The sequence below is a fragment of the Flavobacterium sp. YJ01 genome (assembly GCF_029320955.1).
Taxonomy (GTDB): domain Bacteria; phylum Bacteroidota; class Bacteroidia; order Flavobacteriales; family Flavobacteriaceae; genus Flavobacterium.
Window position 1 is genome coordinate 3049510 of the sequence record NZ_CP119757.1, and the last position, 18487, is coordinate 3067996.

18 protein-coding genes are annotated in these 18487 nt (G+C 32.3%); 6 read left to right on the forward strand and 12 right to left on the reverse strand.

Going from position 1 to position 18487, the window contains the following annotated elements:
- Window positions 1–126: 126 nt before the first annotated feature.
- Entirely contained in the window at window positions 127–450 is a 324-nt protein-coding gene (ssb, locus tag P0R33_RS13370; RefSeq protein WP_276171687.1) for a single-stranded DNA-binding protein, read from the forward strand.
- Window positions 451–548: 98 nt separating this feature from the next.
- Here the strand turns inward: ssb and P0R33_RS13375 are convergent, their stop codons facing one another.
- The 11 genes from P0R33_RS13375 to P0R33_RS13425 all read right to left on the reverse strand — a co-directional run bounded on the left by P0R33_RS13375 (window position 549) and on the right by P0R33_RS13425 (window position 12170).
- Window positions 549–1241 (reverse strand): DUF2461 domain-containing protein, encoded by a 693-nt coding sequence (locus P0R33_RS13375; RefSeq protein WP_276171689.1) that lies wholly within the window; start codon window positions 1239–1241, stop codon window positions 549–551.
- A gap of 83 nt (window positions 1242–1324) precedes the next feature.
- Complete coding sequence (locus P0R33_RS13380) at window positions 1325–1510, reverse strand: hypothetical protein (RefSeq protein WP_091489749.1); 186 nt, start codon at window positions 1508–1510, stop codon at window positions 1325–1327.
- 82 nt (window positions 1511–1592) lie between these two features.
- On the reverse strand, window positions 1593–2111 hold the full coding sequence (locus P0R33_RS13385) for a ferritin (protein WP_276171690.1): 519 nt from the start codon (window positions 2109–2111) through the stop codon (window positions 1593–1595).
- Window positions 2112–2195: 84 nt separating this feature from the next.
- Window positions 2196–3644: a hypothetical protein gene (locus P0R33_RS13390; protein ID WP_276171691.1), complete on the reverse strand. Its 1449-nt coding sequence runs from the start codon at window positions 3642–3644 to the stop codon at window positions 2196–2198.
- Between the two features lie 124 nt (window positions 3645–3768).
- A complete protein-coding gene (locus P0R33_RS13395) occupies window positions 3769–4899 on the reverse strand; it encodes an OmpA family protein (RefSeq protein ID WP_276171692.1) in 1131 nt (376 codons plus the stop codon).
- Between the two features lie 144 nt (window positions 4900–5043).
- Window positions 5044–6432 carry a hypothetical protein gene (locus P0R33_RS13400; protein WP_276171693.1) on the reverse strand — a complete coding sequence of 463 codons (1389 nt, stop codon included), beginning with the start codon at window positions 6430–6432 and terminating at the stop codon, window positions 5044–5046.
- Window positions 6433–6467: 35 nt separating this feature from the next.
- Window positions 6468–7097, reverse strand: coding sequence for a chloramphenicol acetyltransferase (locus P0R33_RS13405; RefSeq protein WP_276171694.1), 630 nt, complete (start codon window positions 7095–7097; stop codon window positions 6468–6470).
- Complete coding sequence (locus tag P0R33_RS13410; protein ID WP_276171695.1) at window positions 7097–7804, reverse strand: HAD family hydrolase; 708 nt, start codon at window positions 7802–7804, stop codon at window positions 7097–7099. Before P0R33_RS13410 ends, P0R33_RS13405 begins: the two co-directional genes overlap by 1 nt.
- 154 nt (window positions 7805–7958) lie before the next feature.
- Window positions 7959–8846, reverse strand: a complete 888-nt coding sequence (locus tag P0R33_RS13415) for a DMT family transporter (RefSeq protein WP_276171696.1) — start codon at window positions 8844–8846, stop codon at window positions 7959–7961.
- Between the two features lie 122 nt (window positions 8847–8968).
- Complete coding sequence (metG, locus tag P0R33_RS13420) at window positions 8969–11104, reverse strand: methionine--tRNA ligase (protein ID WP_276171697.1); 2136 nt, start codon at window positions 11102–11104, stop codon at window positions 8969–8971.
- Window positions 11105–11282: 178 nt separating this feature from the next.
- A complete protein-coding gene (locus P0R33_RS13425; RefSeq protein ID WP_276171698.1) occupies window positions 11283–12170 on the reverse strand; it encodes a DUF1080 domain-containing protein in 888 nt (295 codons plus the stop codon).
- 257 nt (window positions 12171–12427) lie between these two features.
- Between P0R33_RS13425 and P0R33_RS13430 the strand changes: the two genes are divergently transcribed.
- The 3 genes from P0R33_RS13430 (at window position 12428) to P0R33_RS13440 (ending at window position 16099) form a co-directional block, all read left to right on the forward strand.
- Entirely contained in the window at window positions 12428–13930 is a 1503-nt protein-coding gene (locus P0R33_RS13430; protein ID WP_276171699.1) for a family 43 glycosylhydrolase, read from the forward strand.
- 240 nt (window positions 13931–14170) lie between these two features.
- Window positions 14171–14398, forward strand: coding sequence for a CDGSH iron-sulfur domain-containing protein (locus P0R33_RS13435; RefSeq protein ID WP_109191044.1), 228 nt, complete (start codon window positions 14171–14173; stop codon window positions 14396–14398).
- Window positions 14399–14542: 144 nt separating this feature from the next.
- Window positions 14543–16099 (forward strand): patatin-like phospholipase family protein, encoded by a 1557-nt coding sequence (locus tag P0R33_RS13440; RefSeq protein ID WP_276171700.1) that lies wholly within the window; start codon window positions 14543–14545, stop codon window positions 16097–16099.
- Between the two features lie 4 nt (window positions 16100–16103).
- Here the strand turns inward: P0R33_RS13440 and P0R33_RS13445 are convergent, their stop codons facing one another.
- On the reverse strand, window positions 16104–16553 hold the full coding sequence (locus tag P0R33_RS13445; protein ID WP_276171701.1) for a hypothetical protein: 450 nt from the start codon (window positions 16551–16553) through the stop codon (window positions 16104–16106).
- A gap of 254 nt (window positions 16554–16807) precedes the next feature.
- Between P0R33_RS13445 and P0R33_RS13450 the strand changes: the two genes are divergently transcribed.
- Both P0R33_RS13450 and P0R33_RS13455 read left to right on the forward strand, forming a co-directional pair.
- The gene (locus P0R33_RS13450; RefSeq protein WP_276171702.1) at window positions 16808–17347 is read left to right on the forward strand and encodes a hypothetical protein; all 540 of its coding nucleotides are present in this window, start codon (window positions 16808–16810) and stop codon (window positions 17345–17347) included.
- 149 nt (window positions 17348–17496) lie between these two features.
- Window positions 17497–18417 carry a hypothetical protein gene (locus tag P0R33_RS13455; RefSeq protein ID WP_276171703.1) on the forward strand — a complete coding sequence of 307 codons (921 nt, stop codon included), beginning with the start codon at window positions 17497–17499 and terminating at the stop codon, window positions 18415–18417.
- Window positions 18418–18487: the final 70 nt, after the last annotated feature.

Genomic DNA, 18487 nt, shown 5'->3' on the forward strand with positions numbered 1-18487 from the left:
TTACAAATAGTTACAGTCGGTAGTAAATAGTTAGCAACCGACTATAAATGTTGAGTTGTTTCATCTTTGCCCTGTTGAATTTGAAGAACATGTTCAACTTATAATAACCTAAAAATAATATACGCCATGAAAAACAGAGTGCAATTAATTGGAAATGTAGGTAACAACCCAGAAATTAAGACTTTAGAAAGCGGGAAAAAATTGGCTCATTTAACGATTGCCACAAATGAGCATTACAAAAATGACAGAGGAGAAAGGGTAGAAAAAACAGAATGGCATCGTGTAACGGCATGGGACAAGACGGCCGAGATTATTGAAAAATATGTAGTAAAAGGAAAAGAAGTTGCTATTGATGGAAAGTTAACTCACAGAAGTTACGATGATAAAAATGGAGAAAAACGTTATGTAACTGAAGTTGTGGTAAATGAAATATTACTTCTAAGTAAATAATATTAAATATTCCGTTAAGAATATCTCGTAAGTAGCCCGACAGTCCCGAAGCCTCGGGATAAAAACTGTCGGGTTTTTATATTTTAAGAAAATGAGTTTTATAAAATAGAAACTCCATTACTGTCAGTCGTCAGAACTTCGCTCATATAATCAAAAAAAGGTCGCATGTTTACAAATGCATCCAAAGCTCGATCAAGAAACTGTGGACTTAGAACTTCTTCATCTGTAAAACGTTTTATGACCAAAAATTGTTTGAATCGAAGCAAATCAATCGCTGGATGATTTGCATCGAAATCCTTCGGCTTTGTTTTGAGTTGTTCGCCTTGTAGAGTTCCGAAATTCTTGACGAAAGATTTCGAATTTAAAATTTTCTGGAAAGTTTCAGGATCTTGAGCAAATTCTGTTCTTATCCGTTTTAAGTCGGCAGTATTTGGTCCCCAGAAACCTCCGGCAAAAAAGCTATTTCCTTTTTCTAAGTGAAAATAATAACCTCCACGTCTTGCAGCGGTTGCACGAGTATAACTTCCGCCCCAATAATGTTTAAAAGGAGTTTTGTCTTTAGAAAAACGAATATCACGATATATTCTGTAAACGCTTTTTTTACCCGAAGTATTTTCTAAAACGTCCGTTTTAGAAAGTTCTTTTAACAAAGCTCCAGCAAAATTCTCAATATGATTTAATTCGATTAAATATTGCGGTTTGTTGGCTTCGAACCAAGGTTTATTATTGTTTTCTTTTAGTTGAACCAAAAAATCAAGACTTGATTTAGGTATTATATTTTCGTTTTTCATAATTAAATTTAAAATCTGAAGTAGACTGCAATTTAAAACTAAAAAACCCACCAGAGAAATCTGATGGGTTTTTATATATTTTGTTAAGCAGTTTTTTTGAATAAATCAAACATAGGACAACGTGAGCAACGCTTCTTTTCGCTTTTTTTGTATTTCTCACAGCAAGAAGATTTACAGTTTTCAATCTTCTTGATCTTATCAAGGATTTCAGAATTTTTCTTTTTCTTTTTATCCTTTTTTTTCTCCTTGTCTTTTTCTTTCTTGCCCAATTTTCCTCTGTATTATAAAAACAGAGACAAATATAAAGGAAAAAAGTAATTTTTAAATATTCTAAATAAACTTTAACTTTTTTTATTTTGGATTAATTGCAATAGAACTAGTAACCGTTAATTGCTGAATATCACGGTCAAACAAGTAAAGTCCGCCTTTATCTTCACCAATCAGGTTAATTTTATCCAAAATTGATTTAGCTGTAGCTTCTTCTTCGATTTGCTCAGAAACATACCATTGTAAGAAATTATGTGTTGCATAATCTTTTTCTTCAAAGGTAATGTGTACCAATTCGTTAATAGATTTAGAAACAAAAAGTTCATGATTATAAAGCTCTTCAAACATTTCTTTAAAGGTAGAATAACTTATTCTAGGCGCTTTTAAATCTGTAATTTGAGCGTGACCTCCACGTTCGTTTACGAATTTTACCAATTTAAGCATGTGTGCACGCTCTTCGTCTGACTGTGTATACATAAATTGAGCGATTCCCTCCAATCCGTGTACTTCAGCCCAACAAGCCATAGAAAGGTAAGTTTGTGAAGATTCTGCTTCTATTCTAATTTGCTTATTTAAAGCCGATTCAATATTTTTTGATAGCATAATATGTGTCTTTTTTGTAAAATTAAGAAAAATAATCCATTCCGTTTTTTCGAAAGCCCGAAAACATTAGGCATTTTGAATCGATTAGTAAGATCTTATATTTCCAAAAGAGGCAGGTCTGGAAAATTGTGCTTTGTTCATAATTGGATTTCCGCTGTCTTGTATAAAACCATCAGTAAATTTTCGCATAACAAACTGTTTAGAAACGTTGTCGTAATAGCTCAAAATAGTATAATCTTTTAATTTTAATGCGTCATATAAGGAAATTTCTTTATTTGTGCCTAAAAAATAAAATAGATTGTCCATCGCCATTGGTACATTTAGAGCTGTTGCAGGATCCCAATTTTCATTTAGAAGACCATCAAAATAAACTATTTTACTTATAGAATATGGTGATGATTCTACGAAACCTTCATAATTAATAGGCACATAGTAACTGTAATCAATGTATTCTCCAAAACCGCTAAATGTGATAAAACTGTTTTTCTCTTTTTTTATGACCGAAATACCAGCAGAAAGTCCCTCTAGATGTTTTAGAAATTTTGCAGTCGTTTTTAATTCTTGCGGTCTATTATTGTCAATTTGCATAAAAAATGGAGATCTTTTAAAAACAATAGTATCATTTTTTAAAAAAGAATAATTCTTTATGGTCTTTTCAGTCTCAAAATCTTTTATCTCAAATAAAAATTCGTCTTTGTTTGAGGTTATTTGAAAAAGTTTTTTCTCGCTATAAAATGAATTTGAGTTTTTGGCTGCTTTTTTTGAAATTGGCTGATTAAATTCTTTTTCATTAATTTCTCCAGTAATCGTGTTAAGATCAAAAACTTGAGTTTTTGTAGTGCTATAATCAAATGTCAAAATAATATGATCTTCAAGCACATATAATTTATTTATTTTAGAAGCTAAATCTATCGGATTAAGAATGTCTGATTCCATTTTTCTCAGAGGAAAACGTTTAATAAGCGCATTAAAAGACAAGGATATATTTTTTTCATTCTTAAAAATGAAATTAGAAAAATCGAACATCATTATTACGCATTTCCCATCTTTAAATTTATAAAGAAGTAAGTGTTCAGTTTCTTTTTCTTTTGCTAGAAGATAAAAAGTATCTTTTTGCTGAAAAGAAGTGATAATATAATTGTGATTTTCTGGAAAAGTAAAACTTAAAGACTCTGAAGTATTCTTTTCCAGGTCATAAGTTTTAAGCAACAGATTCCTATAATTTGGAGAAATCCAATACAAGGTTGGCTTTTTTTCATCATTAATTGTTGCGCCCATTAGATTCTTGTTCATTTCCTGTCTTATAGAATCTGTAAAGCGACTTTTTAGAAATAAAAACTTGTCATATTTTAAAATATTGATGTTTTTATTGTCCCACGCAAAAGCGTAAATATCATGGTTTGCCTCATCTTCAATATTTAGAATTTGGGTTTTATCTAAACTATTTAGATTTAAAGGCAAATAATTTAGCACTGTTTGACTAAACAGAACTGTTTTTGAAAACAAAACGAAGAAGAGTAGTAGTTTTTTCATAAATTGAAAATCATCAAATTTTATTCCAAAATTTTGTAAGCTATTACGGAATTAAATTTAAGCAATAAAAAAAGTCCTTAAGATATTTTCTTAAGGACTTGTGGTTTATAATTCTAAAAAGAAATTACTTTACAATAAAAGTAACTCTTCTAGCTAATCTTCTAGCTTCATCAGAATCTTTCTTAATTGATGTATCTGCACCATTTGCAATAACATTCAAACGAGAAGAAGCGATTCCAGCTTGTTCAAAAATAGTTTTTACATTATTTGCTCTAGTGTTAGAAAGTCTTTCATTATAATCTGCTTTTCCAACTTGATCAGCGTAACCTACTAAATCAAGAGAAGCAGAAGGATTTTTTCTTAGATAATTTAAAACAACATCGATTGCCGCAGTTGAGTTTTCAATAGGAGTTGTTTTATTGAAATCAAAATAAACACTGTAATATTTGTCATTGATCATTCTTTTAATCAAATCATTATCAGTTGGCTGTGGATTACTAACTTGTTTTTCAATTACTACTTCTTTTTGAGCAGGAATTTTTTTGATTTGTGCTTCAAGATCTGCTATTTTGTTTTCTAGAGCTGAAGTATCAATAATATCATTTGAAGTTACTGTCCAATCAGCATGTTTTGTGTTTTTGCCTAAGTAAACATTTAACCCGATTGTACCATTAAAAAGCAATCCAGAAAAACCTCTATTTCCTTCAACACTTGCTCCATCGAAAGTACGATCTTGCGATGCATTTAAAATAGTTGAGAAATCACCAGTCAATGCCACTCTGTTTGATAAACGAATTTGTCCAGTTACACCCGCAATGAAATTACCCATTTCATCTGCGCCTTTAAAATTATCACTTCTTAATTGAGCATACCCAAAACCTGCGTGACCTAATAAACCAAATGTATTAGTCCACGTTTCAAAGTTCATAATACGGCCTAAGTTTGCAACAGCTTGTAAATCTACTCTATAGTATTTTGAATCAAAATCTAAAGAATTGTTTTTTGCTGTAAAACTGTTGTATCCAAAATCAGCTTTTAAACCAAATTTGTTGTTAAACATATAACGTACTCCTAAATCACCAACCCAAGGACTTGGAGTGGCTGTAGAATATCCTGCAGTAAAAGGACGTTGAGGTTTTGTCAAACCACCAGCAAATTCTATCGACCATTTGTTAAATCCGCCATTGCTTTCTGTTTGCGCATTCACTCCTGTTAACGCAAGGGCAAATGCAAGAGTCATTACAATTTTTTTCATTGTTATTTGAGATTTTAAATTTTGGTCAAAACAACAATTTATTGTAAGTAAATACTTCCTCTATAAGTCAAAAAGGTATTAAAATAAGGTAACAAGAGTGTTAAATAAACCCTGTGTCTTTGTAACTGTTTGGTGTTTAGGTTTTTAGTTAAATCCGTCTGTAAATTTACGCAAGACGTATTCTTTAGAATTAGGATCATAATATCCTAAAATGCTGTAATTGCTTAATTTTAGAATATTCGAAGGAAAAATTCCTTTATTGCTATCTATAAAAGCAAAAATTTTATCACCAGCAAGAGGTTCTTGACTTTGATTGGTTGTTTCGAGTTTTTTAGTCCAAACACTTTCGAAAAAGACAGAATAATAAGTGTCTACATTATAATAACTTGGAGGTATGAAATCGCTATAAAAATCGGGCATCATATCTATGGCAGAAATTGATTTTGATTGCATTCCAGTTCCGCCCAAAGTCAAAAATAGATTTTGTTTGTTTTTGAAAACAGAAATACCAACATCTGTTGTTGCTAATTCTTGTAGAAATTTGCCTGTGTTTTTTAATTCTCGCGGCTTTCGGTCATTGATTTGCAGCAATAAAGGAGAATTTTTAAATTGAATAGTGTCTTTTTTTGAAACAGAAAATGTTTTCAAAGACGATTCTGATTCATAATCCTTAATATCTAGTAAAAGCTGTTCAGGATTAACATTTATTTGATATAATTTGTTCTCGTGATAATAAGAATTTGATTTTTTTGGATTTTTTTGACCAATAGGCTGTAAAAAAGTTTTCTCTTTTATTTCTAAGTTATTCAAATTAATATCAAACAATTGCGTTTTTCTAAGACTTTGGTCTAAAGTCAGAATTAAACGATTGGGAAGCGTATATAATTTGCTTTTCGAAGTTACTTTAAAAAGCGGATTGTATTCTCCAGAATCCATCTTTTCGATAGGATTTTCTTTTAGAATCTGATTGAATGATTTTTGCTGTGTTTTTCGGTCGCGAAATACAAAAGGAGAAAAGTCGAGATATTTTTCTTCAGCAATTCCGTTCTTAAAAATAAAAGCGGTTAAACCTTGTTTGGTGTTATCCTTCATCAGCAAATAAAAATTATTATCTTTCTGATAATAAGTCAAAAGCGATTTGTCTTCTAGCGGAATTTGAAATTTTAAAGCACGATTTGTATTGTTTTCTAGATAATATTTAATCAAAATAATATTTTTTTCTGTTGCAGAAAACCAATATAATGTAGGATTGCCATCTTCGCTAAAACTATAGCCAATTAAAGACCTGTTTTCAACAAATTTTCGTGACGTTACTACTTTTTGTTTTAAAAATAAAGCACTATTGTATTTTAGTATAGAAAGACTATCTGAAGCTAAAAATACAAACACATCGTGCGTGCTGGTATTTTCTGCATTTACAAAATCAATTCGTTGTTTCCTATTTTTTAAATCTAAAGGATATGAAGTCAGGACCGTTTGACTTAACAAAACGGTGCTACAAAATAAAGATAAAAAAAGTAAGATTTGTTTCATGTTTTTACAGCCACAAGAATCATTCCGTTTTTAAATCATTGATTCATAAGTTCTTGAAAATAATCTACAAATTGACCAACATGCATTCCGTTCATTAAACCGTGATGTACATAAACCGCCATAGACATGGTTTTTTTTCCTGTTTCGGAAGTTATCATTTTTCCAAATGAAATTTTCGGACAGCTGTCTGGATATGTAAAACTGCGAGCATGAGTAATGGAACTAAAATTTAACCACGGAATTGCCGAAAAATGAATAAGATTATGATCATCAAAAGATCTTGTAAAAAGTCCCGTTGTGTTTTGAATGCGTTCGATTTCTGTTTTTGCAATTTCTTCGAATGTTTTAAAATCTGGATGATATTCGATTAATGAAAATCCGAAAGTTCCATCTTCACGCCCGATTGTAGCCGAAGCATCAACACGATCGTTAATGTAAATTTGGTTTTCAGAAATTCTATACTTAAAGTTTTCAATTGTGTTTACAGCAACTAAAGTTTTATGCAAATAGAAAATAAAAAAAGAGGCATTTATACTTTTGGCGGTTTGATACGCTTGAGTGCAATCAATTTCTACAGTTACGCCAAAAAAAGGCTCTTCCATTTGTTTGAAATGGGCGAAATGCTCTTTTCTATTCCAATTTTCTAAATCTAAAAGTGTTTTCATTATAATAAATTCGGAACCACTTCTGCAATAGTTTCAAATGAACTAAAATGCTCGTGTTCTATGGTATGATTAATTTTTTCGTGTTCCCAAGTGGTGTGAAACGGAATATGAACGGCATAACCGCCAATTCCTAAAACAGGCAGAACATCAGATTTTAATGAGTTTCCAATCATCAGAAACTCGTGTGCTTGAATATCTAAACGACCAATAAGTTTTTCGTAATCAATTTCCTGTTTGTCTGACATCACTTCGATATGATGAAAATAATGCCCTAAACCAGAACGATGCAATTTGCTTTGCTGATCTTTTAAATCGCCTTTTGTTGCGACAACCAATTTGTATTTTCCGTGCAAAGACTGAAGAGTTTCTTCAACTCCGTCTAATAATTCGATTGGTTTTTCAAGTAATTCTTTTCCGTATTGAATGATTTTTTCGATAACTTCAACTGGAATTGTTTTGTTCGAAATGTTCATTGCCGCCTCAATCATAGAAAGAATATAACCTTTGATTCCGTACCCGTACAAAGACAGATTGGCAATTTCAATTTTGAATAATTCTTGCGAAATGCCTTGATGCGAAAGATAATCTTCCATCAAAGCACAAAATTTATGTTCTGTTTCCTGAAAATAAGGTTCGTTTACAAATAAAGTATCATCGGCATCAAATGCGATTACTTTTAGATTTGGTATTTTAGTTTTATGTAACATAGTTTTTTTGTTTAAAGTTTCAGGTTTTCTTTTGTTTCAGTTTTTTTGCCACTAATTTCACGAATTAGCACTAATTTTTTTGCCACAGATTATTAAGATTAAAATGATTTTTTAGAATCTGCTCAAATCTGCTGAATCTGCGTGAAACTTTAATTTAGTTCTTATAAAAAAGCCCTTTCAAAGAAATCGTTTTGTCGTAAAACGTAATTCGGATTCCGAAAAGTAAAACGATTCCGCCGAAAACCATCTGTAAAGTTATTTGTTCTTCCAAAAACAACCAAGCTAAAATTGAGGTAATTACAGCTTGACTCAATAAACTCAATGAAACTCTAGTTGCACGCATGTGTTGTGTGGCATAACTAATCGAAAGCCAAGCACACAATTGACAAATAACTGCTTGAAGGATGAGAACAAACCAGCCAGCATTTGAAAATCCTGTAAAAGGTTGGTTTAATGAATAACACAGAATTCCTAAGTAAATGCTAGAAGCGGTTAAACTTATCGTCATAAACGAAAGAACATCAACTTCTGAAAGCACATTTTTACTGACTAAAAGATAAATTGAATATAAGATTCCAGATAAAACCGCAAATAGAAATGCTTGATTGAAATTTAAATCAATAAAAAATTCAAAACCAACCAAAGTTACCATTCCGAATAATGAAACGATTGTACCAATCCAGAAATTAGTTGCAGGTTTTGATTTTAAGAATAAAAAAGAACCAATTCCAACCCAAACCGGAGATAAATTCGTTAGCAGAGATGCCTGCGTTGCGCTTGAATCTTGAATTGCAATATTCCAAACAGCAACATCAGAAGAAAATAAAACGCCACAAAGCGTCGCCAAAAGTGTAAATTTTAAACTCGGAAGCTTAAAGTTGCCACTAAAAATGACATATGGTAATAACAGAATTACCGCAAAAAACATTCGGTAAAAAGCCGAAATTAATCCTGGTGTTAAACGTAATTTTACCAATATCGGGAAAATCGAGATGCAAAGGATACCGCAGATTAAAGCTAATCTTGGTTTGGTGAGTTTCATTTAATGAATTTTAATCTTGTATAATTTTTCAAAGATACTTTAGAAAGTGAATACTTTGAAAGTAAAAAGCGTGAATCAGTTAAAAGATTAACCAATTCACGCCATTTATATAATGTTTAAACTTAGTTTACTGTCGCTCCATTTGGCGCATCAGCATCTGGGTTTACAAAAACCAATTTACCTTCTGCATTTGTTGTCATTAAGATCATTCCTTGGCTTTCAACACCACGTAAAGCTCTTGGAGCAAGGTTTGCTAATACAGAAACGCGTTTTCCGATAATTTCTTCTGGAGAAAAACTCTCAGCAATTCCCGAAACAATTGTACGAATATCAATTCCTGTATCAACTTTAAGAACTAAAAGCTTGTTTGCTTTTGGCATTTTTTCAGCTTCTAAAATAGTTCCGATACGAATATCCATTTTCGCAAAATCTTCAAACTGAATTAAATCTTTTTGTGGTTCAGCTTGTTTGTTTTCGGCAAGATTTGCTGTTTTTGTTGCTTCCAATTTATCTATTTGTTTTTGTATTTCTTCGTCTTCAATTTTAGCGAAAAGCAATTCTGCTTCACCAATTTTGTGTCCAGCAGGCAATAAATCTGAGTTTTCAGAAATATCATTCCAACCTAAAGTTTTATCTATAAAGATGTCTTTTGCTTCGCGATCTTTCTCTTTCAAGAATTTGCTGAATCCTGCAAAATGCTCTTTAAGATCAGCTAAATTCAATATTTTAGAAAGTTTAGCTGCAGTAAAAGGTAAAAATGGTTCAGCCAAAACGCTCAACGCCGCAGCAATTTGCAACGCCACATACATTTGAGTTTTTACACGCTCTGGATTGTCTTTCATAACTTTCCAAGGTTCTTCGTCTGCTAGATATTTATTTCCTAAACGAGCTACATTCATCAATTCGCCCAAAGCTTCGCGGAATCTGTAACGTTCTACCGAACTTGAAATTACTGCCGGATATGCTTTTAATTCTGCTAAAGTCTGTTCGTCAACTTCTGTAAATTCGTTTGGCGTCGGAATAATTCCGTCGTAATATTTATTCGTTAAAACTACCACACGATTAATAAAGTTTCCGAAAACAGCAACCAACTCGTTGTTATTTCTAGCTTGGAAATCTTTCCATGTAAAATCGTTATCTTTTGTTTCCGGAGCGTTTGATGTTAAAGCATAACGCAAAACATCTTGCTTATCTGGAAATTCTTCTAAATATTCATGCAACCAAACTGCCCAGTTTTTAGAAGTAGAAAGTTTGTTTCCTTCTAGATTCAAAAACTCATTTGCTGGAACGTTGTCTGGTAAAATATAACTTCCTTCAGCTTTTAACATCGCTGGGAAAATGATACAGTGAAAAACGATATTGTCTTTCCCGATAAAATGAACCAGTTTTGTGTCTTGATCTTTCCAATACGGTTCCCAATCTTTTCCTTCTCTCGCTGCCCATTCTTTTGTAGAAGAAATATATCCAATTGGCGCATCAAACCAAACGTATAATTTTTTGCCTTCAGCACCTTCAACAGGAACATCAATTCCCCAATCTAAGTCACGCGTTACGGCACGAGGTTCTAATCCTGCATCAATCCAAGATTTTACTTGTCCGTAAACGTTAGTCTTCCAGTCATTTTTATGACCTTCTAAAATCCATTCGCGTAAAAATGCATCGTAACGATCAAGAGGTAAAAACCAGTGTTTGGTTGATTTTAAAATTGGAGTTTCTCCAGTAATTGTCGATTTTGGATTGATCAAATCGGTTGCGTTCAAAGTAGATCCACAATTTTCACACTGATCTCCGTAAGCGCCTTCATTGCCACATTTTGGGCAAGTTCCAACAACAAAACGATCTGCTAAAAACTGATTTGCCTTTGCATCGTACAATTGTTCTGTAACTTCTTCAATAAAATCGCCTTTATCATATAAAGTCCTAAAGAATTCCGAAGCCGTATCATGATGAATTTTTGCCGAAGTTCTAGAATAATTGTTGAATGAAATTCCGAAATCTGCAAACGATTTACGGATAATTCCATCATATTTATCAATAACTTCTTGTGGTGTAATTCCTTCTTTTTTGGCTTTCATAGAAATTGCAACGCCGTGTTCATCGCTTCCGCAGATAAATGCAACATCTTTTCCTTGCAATCTTAAATATCTAGAATATATATCTGCAGGTACGTAAACCCCCGCCAAATGCCCAATATGTATTGGTCCATTGGTGTAAGGCAATGCCGCCGTGATCGTATATCTCTTTGGATCTTGTATCATAATTCAATTTTATTGAGTGCAAAAATAAGCAATAGAATTGAGATTTTAATATTACGCGGAGATTCGCTAGAGTTTTCATTGCGTTTTTAATCTCGCAAAGACGCGAAGGCGCAAAGTTTTTTTAATTTTAGCCTCAAATTAGAAGGATTTAAGTGAAATATTTTAGGCTAGGATTCCTTTATTTAAAATAATTTTCAAACTCAGTGGGAATTTTGCTTATCGGTTTTATTTTGATGTCTTTATAGTAAACTTCGGCAGCTTCGCTTTGCAATTGTATTTTCCCTTCAATCAAAGGCATAAATTTTTCACCATCAAAATAGCGGGAATTTTGCAAAACCATGACTACTTTGCCATTAATAATATGAAGACTTTTTCCTTCGATACAAACAAGTTCTATTTCTGTCCAACCGTTATTAGGTGTTTCAGCTCTCATTTTTCGCATGCAAAATCCAGTGTTTTCGGTATGTGTTCCAAACGGAATAAATTGCTGATCCTCATCGGCTACGGCATTCATTCCTCCTTCAGGAAGATAAGCTTTGATGTCAATTGCTGCATTTGCAATGTTCCAATAGTCGCCAAAATGGCCTTCCATTATTTGAAATTCTTGCGATAACATCCAGGCACGCCAGTAATCTACTCCCGCTTTTCCCTGCGAATGATAAAGCACACCTGCATCCATAAGTTTGTCGGTTCTGGGTTCCCACTTTTTATTTCCAAATTTAACTTTTAGCTTCAGACGATAGTTTTTAAAGGTTTCTTTGGTAAAGACACAACCATAATATTCCCCAGAAACTTTAAGGACATTTTCATTGTTTTCCTGAATTACGGTAAACATATTGTTTACATTTTTGTTGTAGCCAATTGGTGCTATTTCGTTTCCATTAACATCCGTAGGTATTTTGCCAGAATATCCGTTCTGATGTTTGTAACTTAAATACATATCCCATTTGCTGAGGTTTTTATCCAGTAAATTTATCCAGCCATCTTCTAAAGCGTTTTTGTCATTAGTTGCTGAAGTCAAAGTAAACAGAAAAGCAAATGCTATAAGAATGGAATATTTTTTCATAAGTGGTTTTGATAATTTTGATAAAAACGATTTCTCAAATCTACAAAATAATGTCTCAATACTATTGTGTAATTAATTCAAAATCAGATACCATTTCTGCATTTTGTTTTCCTGTAAAATATGTTTTCAATTTAGCCAATCAAGGAACTAGACCTAAAAAACTTTATATCTCTGCTAAAAACTTAACAAAATTTCGCTCAATTAAAACCTTATGGTCTTTTTGACTATATTTGAAAAAAAATATCAAAACATACATCATGAATAAAATATATCTAACCATTTTAGTTTTGTTTTCGTATTGCGGGTTTTCTCAATCACAACCAGAAAATAGTTTAAAACAAGGACAATATTCAAATCCCATTTTTGCGGGAGATTATCCTGATCCGAGTTTGCTTCGCGATGGAAAAGATTATTATGTCGTTCATTCTTCATTCGATTATTATCCTGGACTTTTAATTTGGCATTCGACTGATTTAATGAATTGGCAGCCTGTTACAAATGCACTTTCTAAATATGTTGGAGCAGTTTGGGCGCCTGATCTAATTAAGTACAACAATAAATATTACATTTATTTTCCTGCGAATAATACCAATTTCGTAGTTTCAGCCGATTCCATTAACGGACCTTGGAGCGAACCGATAGATTTAAAAATAGGAAACATAGATCCTGGACATATTACAGACGATAAAGGAAACCGATTTTTGTATTTCAGCAACGGCGGTTATGTAGCATTATCAAAAGACGGACTTTCGATAACAAGCGAATTGAAACACGTTTACGATGGATGGAAAATTCCGCGAGAATGGAGTATTGAATGTTTTTGCATGGAAGGTCCGAAATTGTTTAAGCGAGGAGAATATTATTATTTAACCGTTGCAGAAGGCGGAACTGCGGGGCCAGCCACAAGTCATATGGTGATTTCCGCAAGATCAAAATCACCGCTTGGACCTTGGGAAAACTCTCCTCACAATCCGATTGTGCGCACAAACAGTAATTCTGAAACTTGGTGGTCAAAAGGACACAGCACCGTTTTTGAAGATGCAAACGGAAAATGGTGGATGATTTTTCACGGTTATGAAAAAGAGTATTACAATTTAGGACGCCAAACTTTACTTCAGCCAATTGAATGGACAAAAGACGGCTGGTATAAAATTCCAGATAATATTCAAACAGACAAACCAATTGCGAAACCAGAAGGCAAAACGCTTCCTGAATTTTCTTTGAGCGATAATTTTGAAGGAACAGCTTTAAAACCGCAATGGAAGTTTTATAATGGAGTAGAAAAAACAAGATTTAAAATAGCGAATAATACATTGATAATTGAAGGAAAAGGGGATGGCGTAGGAAACAGTTCGCCTCTTGTAATTGTTCCTGGCGGACATTCGTATTCAGCTGAAGTTGAAGTTGAAATGGAAGGCGATGCAGTAGGCGGTTTGGTACTTTTTTACGATAACAAATATTACTCAGGAATATTAGCAGATCAAAATAACATTTTGGCGAATTTAAGAGGATGGCAATTTCCTACGGAGAAAAATACGCATACGCGAAAAGTCTTTCTTCGACTTAAAAACATCAAAAATACAGTCGATATGTTTTACAGCGTTGACGGAAAAGATTGGAAGAAAATTGAAAACTCTGTAGAAGTTTCAGGATACAATCATAATGTTTTAAGCGGTTTTTTGGGATTAAGAATTGGTCTTTGTTCGATTGGAAAAGGAAGTGTGAAGTTTAAGAATTTTGTTTATAAAACTTTAGAGTAAGTTAAGCTAATCTTTGCGGGACTTCGACTTCGCTCAGTCTGACAAAAGAATAAAAAACTTTGCGACTTAGCGTCTTTGCGAGATTATTTCAAAATAGCATTAACCTTTGTGAATCTCTGCGTGAAACCTTCGCGATTCTCTGCGGAACTCTCCATAAAATAGAACCAGTTTAAACTACGTTCATTGCTCCTAAATAAAGATATATTTCGCAATCTTTGCATCCGAAAAAAAACAAAATTTATAAGCAAGACTAAATTAATCATCAATAAAAATGGATCAATCAAAATTGAAGGCGATTTTGAAATCATGGATCCAGAAGGAGCGCTTTACGGTTTACAAGGAAGATCTGCATTAGGACTTTGCCGTTGCGGATTATCTAATAACAAACCTTTTTGCGACGGAGGACACCGAAACAACTTCGAACACGATTCTGTTGCGTTTGATTTACCGCCAATGAAAACGAACTAAGATTTTTCTAGTTTTTCAAATAAACGAAACCGCATTTTTAAGATGCGGTTTTTTTATATCATTATTTTGAAAAAATAAAATACAAGTGTTTCATTTTGAATTAATTCCTTTAATTTTATCTGCATCAAATAATGTTTTCGGTTTATGATATTTAAAAGACTTTTAATAGGATTCTTTTTTTTGGTTTTGATGAATGAAGGAATCGCTCAAAATAAAATAAATCTATTTTCAGAAATCAATTATAATTCGATTCCTGCGATAAATTTAAACGAATATAAATCAGTTCAGGATCGCGATTCTCGTTTGCAAAACCCTAATATTGCGTTGGGAGTTGGAATTTCTGGCGGCGGATCGAGAGCACAGTTTTTCAGTCTGGGCGTACTTTTAGGTTTAGAAGAAATTCAGGAAGAAAATTCAAACCATAATTTTCTCAATGAAATCGATTATTTCTCGACTGTTTCTGGAGGCTGTTATTCGGCTGGATATTATCTGACTATTCTAAAAAATAAATTGCAATATGACAATTGCACTTTCAACGAATTTTATTTTTCTAAAGCAGATGCCTTTAAATCTGATGTCAATAAATCGGCTACACTTTTTTCTCTTTTAAATAATAGCCGAAACGAAAAAGGAGAAAAAGTCTCTATGGCTCAAAGATTAGATTTGGAAGTTTTGCAATACGACAGCGCCAATCCAGAAAATCAGAATAAGTTTAAAACACAAATGCTTTTGTCTGATTTTTTTATTCCGAAAGAAAGTAAACAAAATCCACAACTGCCAATGATGGTGGCCAACGGAACTGCTTATAACAATGGAGAACGTTTTCCGTTTATGCCGCACATTATTCGGGCTTTAAAAATAAATTCTTCTTTAGCGCCAAATAAAGCGTCACTTCCGCTTGACAAAAATCAAATTAATAATGGTTACGATTTTCCGCTTACGTATGCCATAACGGCGAGTTCTGCTTTTCCTGGCGTTCTGCCAAAAACCAAATTCGGAATCAAAAATCAAGATAAAATTTTATGTGTAATAGACGGTGGCGCTTCTGACAATATGGGTTACGAAACCTTGATTGAATTGCTCCACAACGACAATAAAGTGAAAGACAAAAACAAAAAATCGCTTTTTATTGATTGTTTGGGACAAGGAAAAAAATCGCCTTTTATAAACGATGGCAAAATTAGACTTCTTTCGTTATTAGAAACTGCGTCTTTATATACGGTTCAAACTCGATATATGACTTTTGAAAGAGATGTTGAAAATGCTTTGGAACGCTATAAAATTCCAACTTCAAATTATCAGATTATTGGTTTTACAACTTTAAGAAATCATTTGTCAACTTTGAAGAAAGATGAAAAATATGAAGATTTAGTTACGCAGCTAAAAAATACCGATGACGAAGCGGCAAGTTGGCTTCAGCTTCACAATGATTTTAAAGCAAAACTGATTGAGAAATTTGGTTTGGATAGTTTTAAAAAAGATAAAAATGGCGAAATACTGCTTTCTAGTTTAGATAGAGAAAAGTTTAAAGATTTTGGCGCAAGCGAACTTTTAATGCTTTATGAATATGCTTCGCACGTAGAAACCAAACTCAAAATTACACCCGAAGAAAAAGAAATGTTACTACTTTCTGGACGTTTTGCGGCGTATTTGAAGACCAATGAATTGAAAGAATTATTGGTAGAGAATAAAGGTTTTTAGGTGTTTACTGCTCAAAAACAACCCTTTTGTCTGTCTTTGCTATTTTTACAATTTCATAAGGTCTAGATAATCTAGATGTTAGATCTCCAGTTTTTAATTTTTCAACTTTTACAATTATGGTTTTACGGTTTTGACTGATTTTTACAATATCAATAGAATGCCCGCCATTGTATTGAGTTTTATCTATAATCGCAATAATTTGATATTTATTGAAATCAATATTTGTCTCACTGAAATTTTTTACTAAATCATTTGAAGTACTCATTTCTGTCATTAAATTGTTCCATGCTTTGGTATTTTTAATGACTAAAAATGTTGAAGCAGTACTTTCGTCATAAGGAAAAGAATCACCTTTTGCTATTCCAGAATATTGTACCTCTGAAATTGGTAAATCTTCACTCTCACAGCTTGTAAAAACAAATAGAAGAATAAAAAATAAGAAAATCTGTTTCATAATTTTTTGGTTTTAGTTAGAAAATACTTTCTATTTAACAGATGCTGTTTTTTTTAAATGGTTGCGTAAGAGCTGTTTATTTTTTTTGTTTTTAAAATTACGAGAATATTTGTTGCTTTAAAACAATTGATTAAAAACGCTGTTATTTCTCAAGAGGCTAATTACTATTTTTTGTTTTAATTCAAATTGTAAAAAGGGTATATTTCAATTTTTTCCCTCAACTTTGCAAAACAATCTTTTAAATAAAATTCAAAATGGAATTCGGTAAAATCATTATTTCAGAAACAGCAGCAAATAGCGAAAATCCTCAAGACGTTGTAAATTCGAATATTTCGGTAATCAATTTAATGCGTGAAGAAAAAATAGACGATGATTTAATTCACGAAGATGCTTTAATGAGTTATTATTTAGATTTTTACGCTTCGAAATATGCAGAAGGAAATTTTTCGCAATTTGTACACGATTCTGGCTGGAACAAAGAATTGAACGAATTAATAGAAGAAGGTTTAGCTTTAATTGGTGCCGAAAAACATTTGGAATTATTTAAAGAACAATCTCGAAAACTGCGTTTGCAGAGCAATATCAAATTAGCAAAATTTCTAAAAGAAAAAGCAGACACACCAAATGCTTTTCGCGATGTTTTGAATAACAATACGTATTTCGAATTGGATGAAAATATAGTCGAACTAAATGCGGCGTTCTTAAAATCGCATCCTGATACAGAAGTGCTTTCGGTCGAGGAAATGTTTGCTGCTTTAGAAGAATTTGTTGGTCACGAAATCAAAAGAGATTAAATTATTTTGGCAGCAAAAAAGGTGCTTTGAGCTTAAATAAGTTATATTTTTAAGAAAGTAGTTTTGAAATTTTAATTTTTCTGGCAGATTTTGTAAGAAAAGTATATATTTGGAGAACCCAAAAAAATGCTACCATTAAATTGATGCCTATGAAAAAAACTATACTAATTAGTGGAGTTTTGCTTTTTTTATTCGCTTGCGGTAAAAATGAAAAAACTAAAAACGAAGCAGAAATTCAGAATCAGGAATTACTTTCTCTGATAAAAACAGATTCTAATATAAATAGGAAAGAGTTTAAAAAGCTAATTTTTAAAAATCTGGATAATATAGAAAATTCAGATGAATTGGATCTTCCGTTACTTTCAAAAGTGGCATCAAATCTTAAAATCAAATATTCGAAAATTAAAATTGACGAGACAAGTTCTATCAATTTCGATCAAAAAACGGCATTTTTTGTTGTCACAATTGTAGAGCAAAACAAAAAAAAGCCAAAATCGGATGATTTTGATGATTTAGGAAATTATTTTCAGCGTAAATATTTGTTTGTAGATCGTGAAAGCGGAAATATAATTGCCGAAGAATTTGATGCCAATTTAGGATATTATCATAACGAAGGAGTTCGATTTTCTAAATCGCATATTTTGAAAAATCTGGTATATCTCAACGAAACAACTCCAGCAATTGCTTTTTATACAGAAGCCATCGCAAGTAGCAGAATAGTTTTGTATTCGGAACAAAAATTTACTTTACTGACTCTTGAAAATAATGAAATCAGGAAATTTTTATACGAATATCCAATTCGTCTTACCAATGGAGATTCTAACGGAAACGGTACTTACCAGATCGAAACTTTAGAAACGGGTATGAGTTTGGGAGACAATAAAACAAATGGCTATTTTGATTTAATTGTGACCAAAAATTTCTCTTATGAAGAAGCTATCGAAGATAGTTTAGAAAACGATATGGAAAAAAATAAGGAATTGAAAATCAAAAAGGAATCTGAGAAGCTGAAGTTTAATGGTAGAGAATACGCTTTTCATCGTGATGACAGACATCGTTTTCTTGAATAAGCTATAAATTTAAAACAATCTCAAAAGCACTTTTTTAGTGCTTTTGCTGTTTATAAGAGATTTCAGTTTT

Coding starts and splice junctions, on each gene's coding strand:
- P0R33_RS13440 (WP_276171700.1), top strand. CDS start 14,543: ATGATATTTAAAAGACTTTTAATAGGATTCTTTTTTTTGGTTTTGATG.
- P0R33_RS13450 (WP_276171702.1), top strand. CDS start 16,808: ATGGAATTCGGTAAAATCATTATTTCAGAAACAGCAGCAAATAGCGAA.
- P0R33_RS13385 (WP_276171690.1), bottom strand. CDS start 2,111: ATGCTATCAAAAAATATTGAATCGGCTTTAAATAAGCAAATTAGAATA.
- metG (WP_276171697.1), bottom strand. CDS start 11,104: ATGATACAAGATCCAAAGAGATATACGATCACGGCGGCATTGCCTTAC.
- P0R33_RS13410 (WP_276171695.1), bottom strand. CDS start 7,804: ATGTTACATAAAACTAAAATACCAAATCTAAAAGTAATCGCATTTGAT.
- P0R33_RS13395 (WP_276171692.1), bottom strand. CDS start 4,899: ATGAAAAAAATTGTAATGACTCTTGCATTTGCCCTTGCGTTAACAGGA.
- P0R33_RS13445 (WP_276171701.1), bottom strand. CDS start 16,553: ATGAAACAGATTTTCTTATTTTTTATTCTTCTATTTGTTTTTACAAGC.
- ssb (WP_276171687.1), top strand. CDS start 127: ATGAAAAACAGAGTGCAATTAATTGGAAATGTAGGTAACAACCCAGAA.
- P0R33_RS13455 (WP_276171703.1), top strand. CDS start 17,497: ATGAAAAAAACTATACTAATTAGTGGAGTTTTGCTTTTTTTATTCGCT.
- P0R33_RS13375 (WP_276171689.1), bottom strand. CDS start 1,241: ATGAAAAACGAAAATATAATACCTAAATCAAGTCTTGATTTTTTGGTT.
- P0R33_RS13400 (WP_276171693.1), bottom strand. CDS start 6,432: ATGAAACAAATCTTACTTTTTTTATCTTTATTTTGTAGCACCGTTTTG.
- P0R33_RS13425 (WP_276171698.1), bottom strand. CDS start 12,170: ATGAAAAAATATTCCATTCTTATAGCATTTGCTTTTCTGTTTACTTTG.
- P0R33_RS13390 (WP_276171691.1), bottom strand. CDS start 3,644: ATGAAAAAACTACTACTCTTCTTCGTTTTGTTTTCAAAAACAGTTCTG.
- P0R33_RS13430 (WP_276171699.1), top strand. CDS start 12,428: ATGAATAAAATATATCTAACCATTTTAGTTTTGTTTTCGTATTGCGGG.
- P0R33_RS13415 (WP_276171696.1), bottom strand. CDS start 8,846: ATGAAACTCACCAAACCAAGATTAGCTTTAATCTGCGGTATCCTTTGC.
- P0R33_RS13405 (WP_276171694.1), bottom strand. CDS start 7,097: ATGAAAACACTTTTAGATTTAGAAAATTGGAATAGAAAAGAGCATTTC.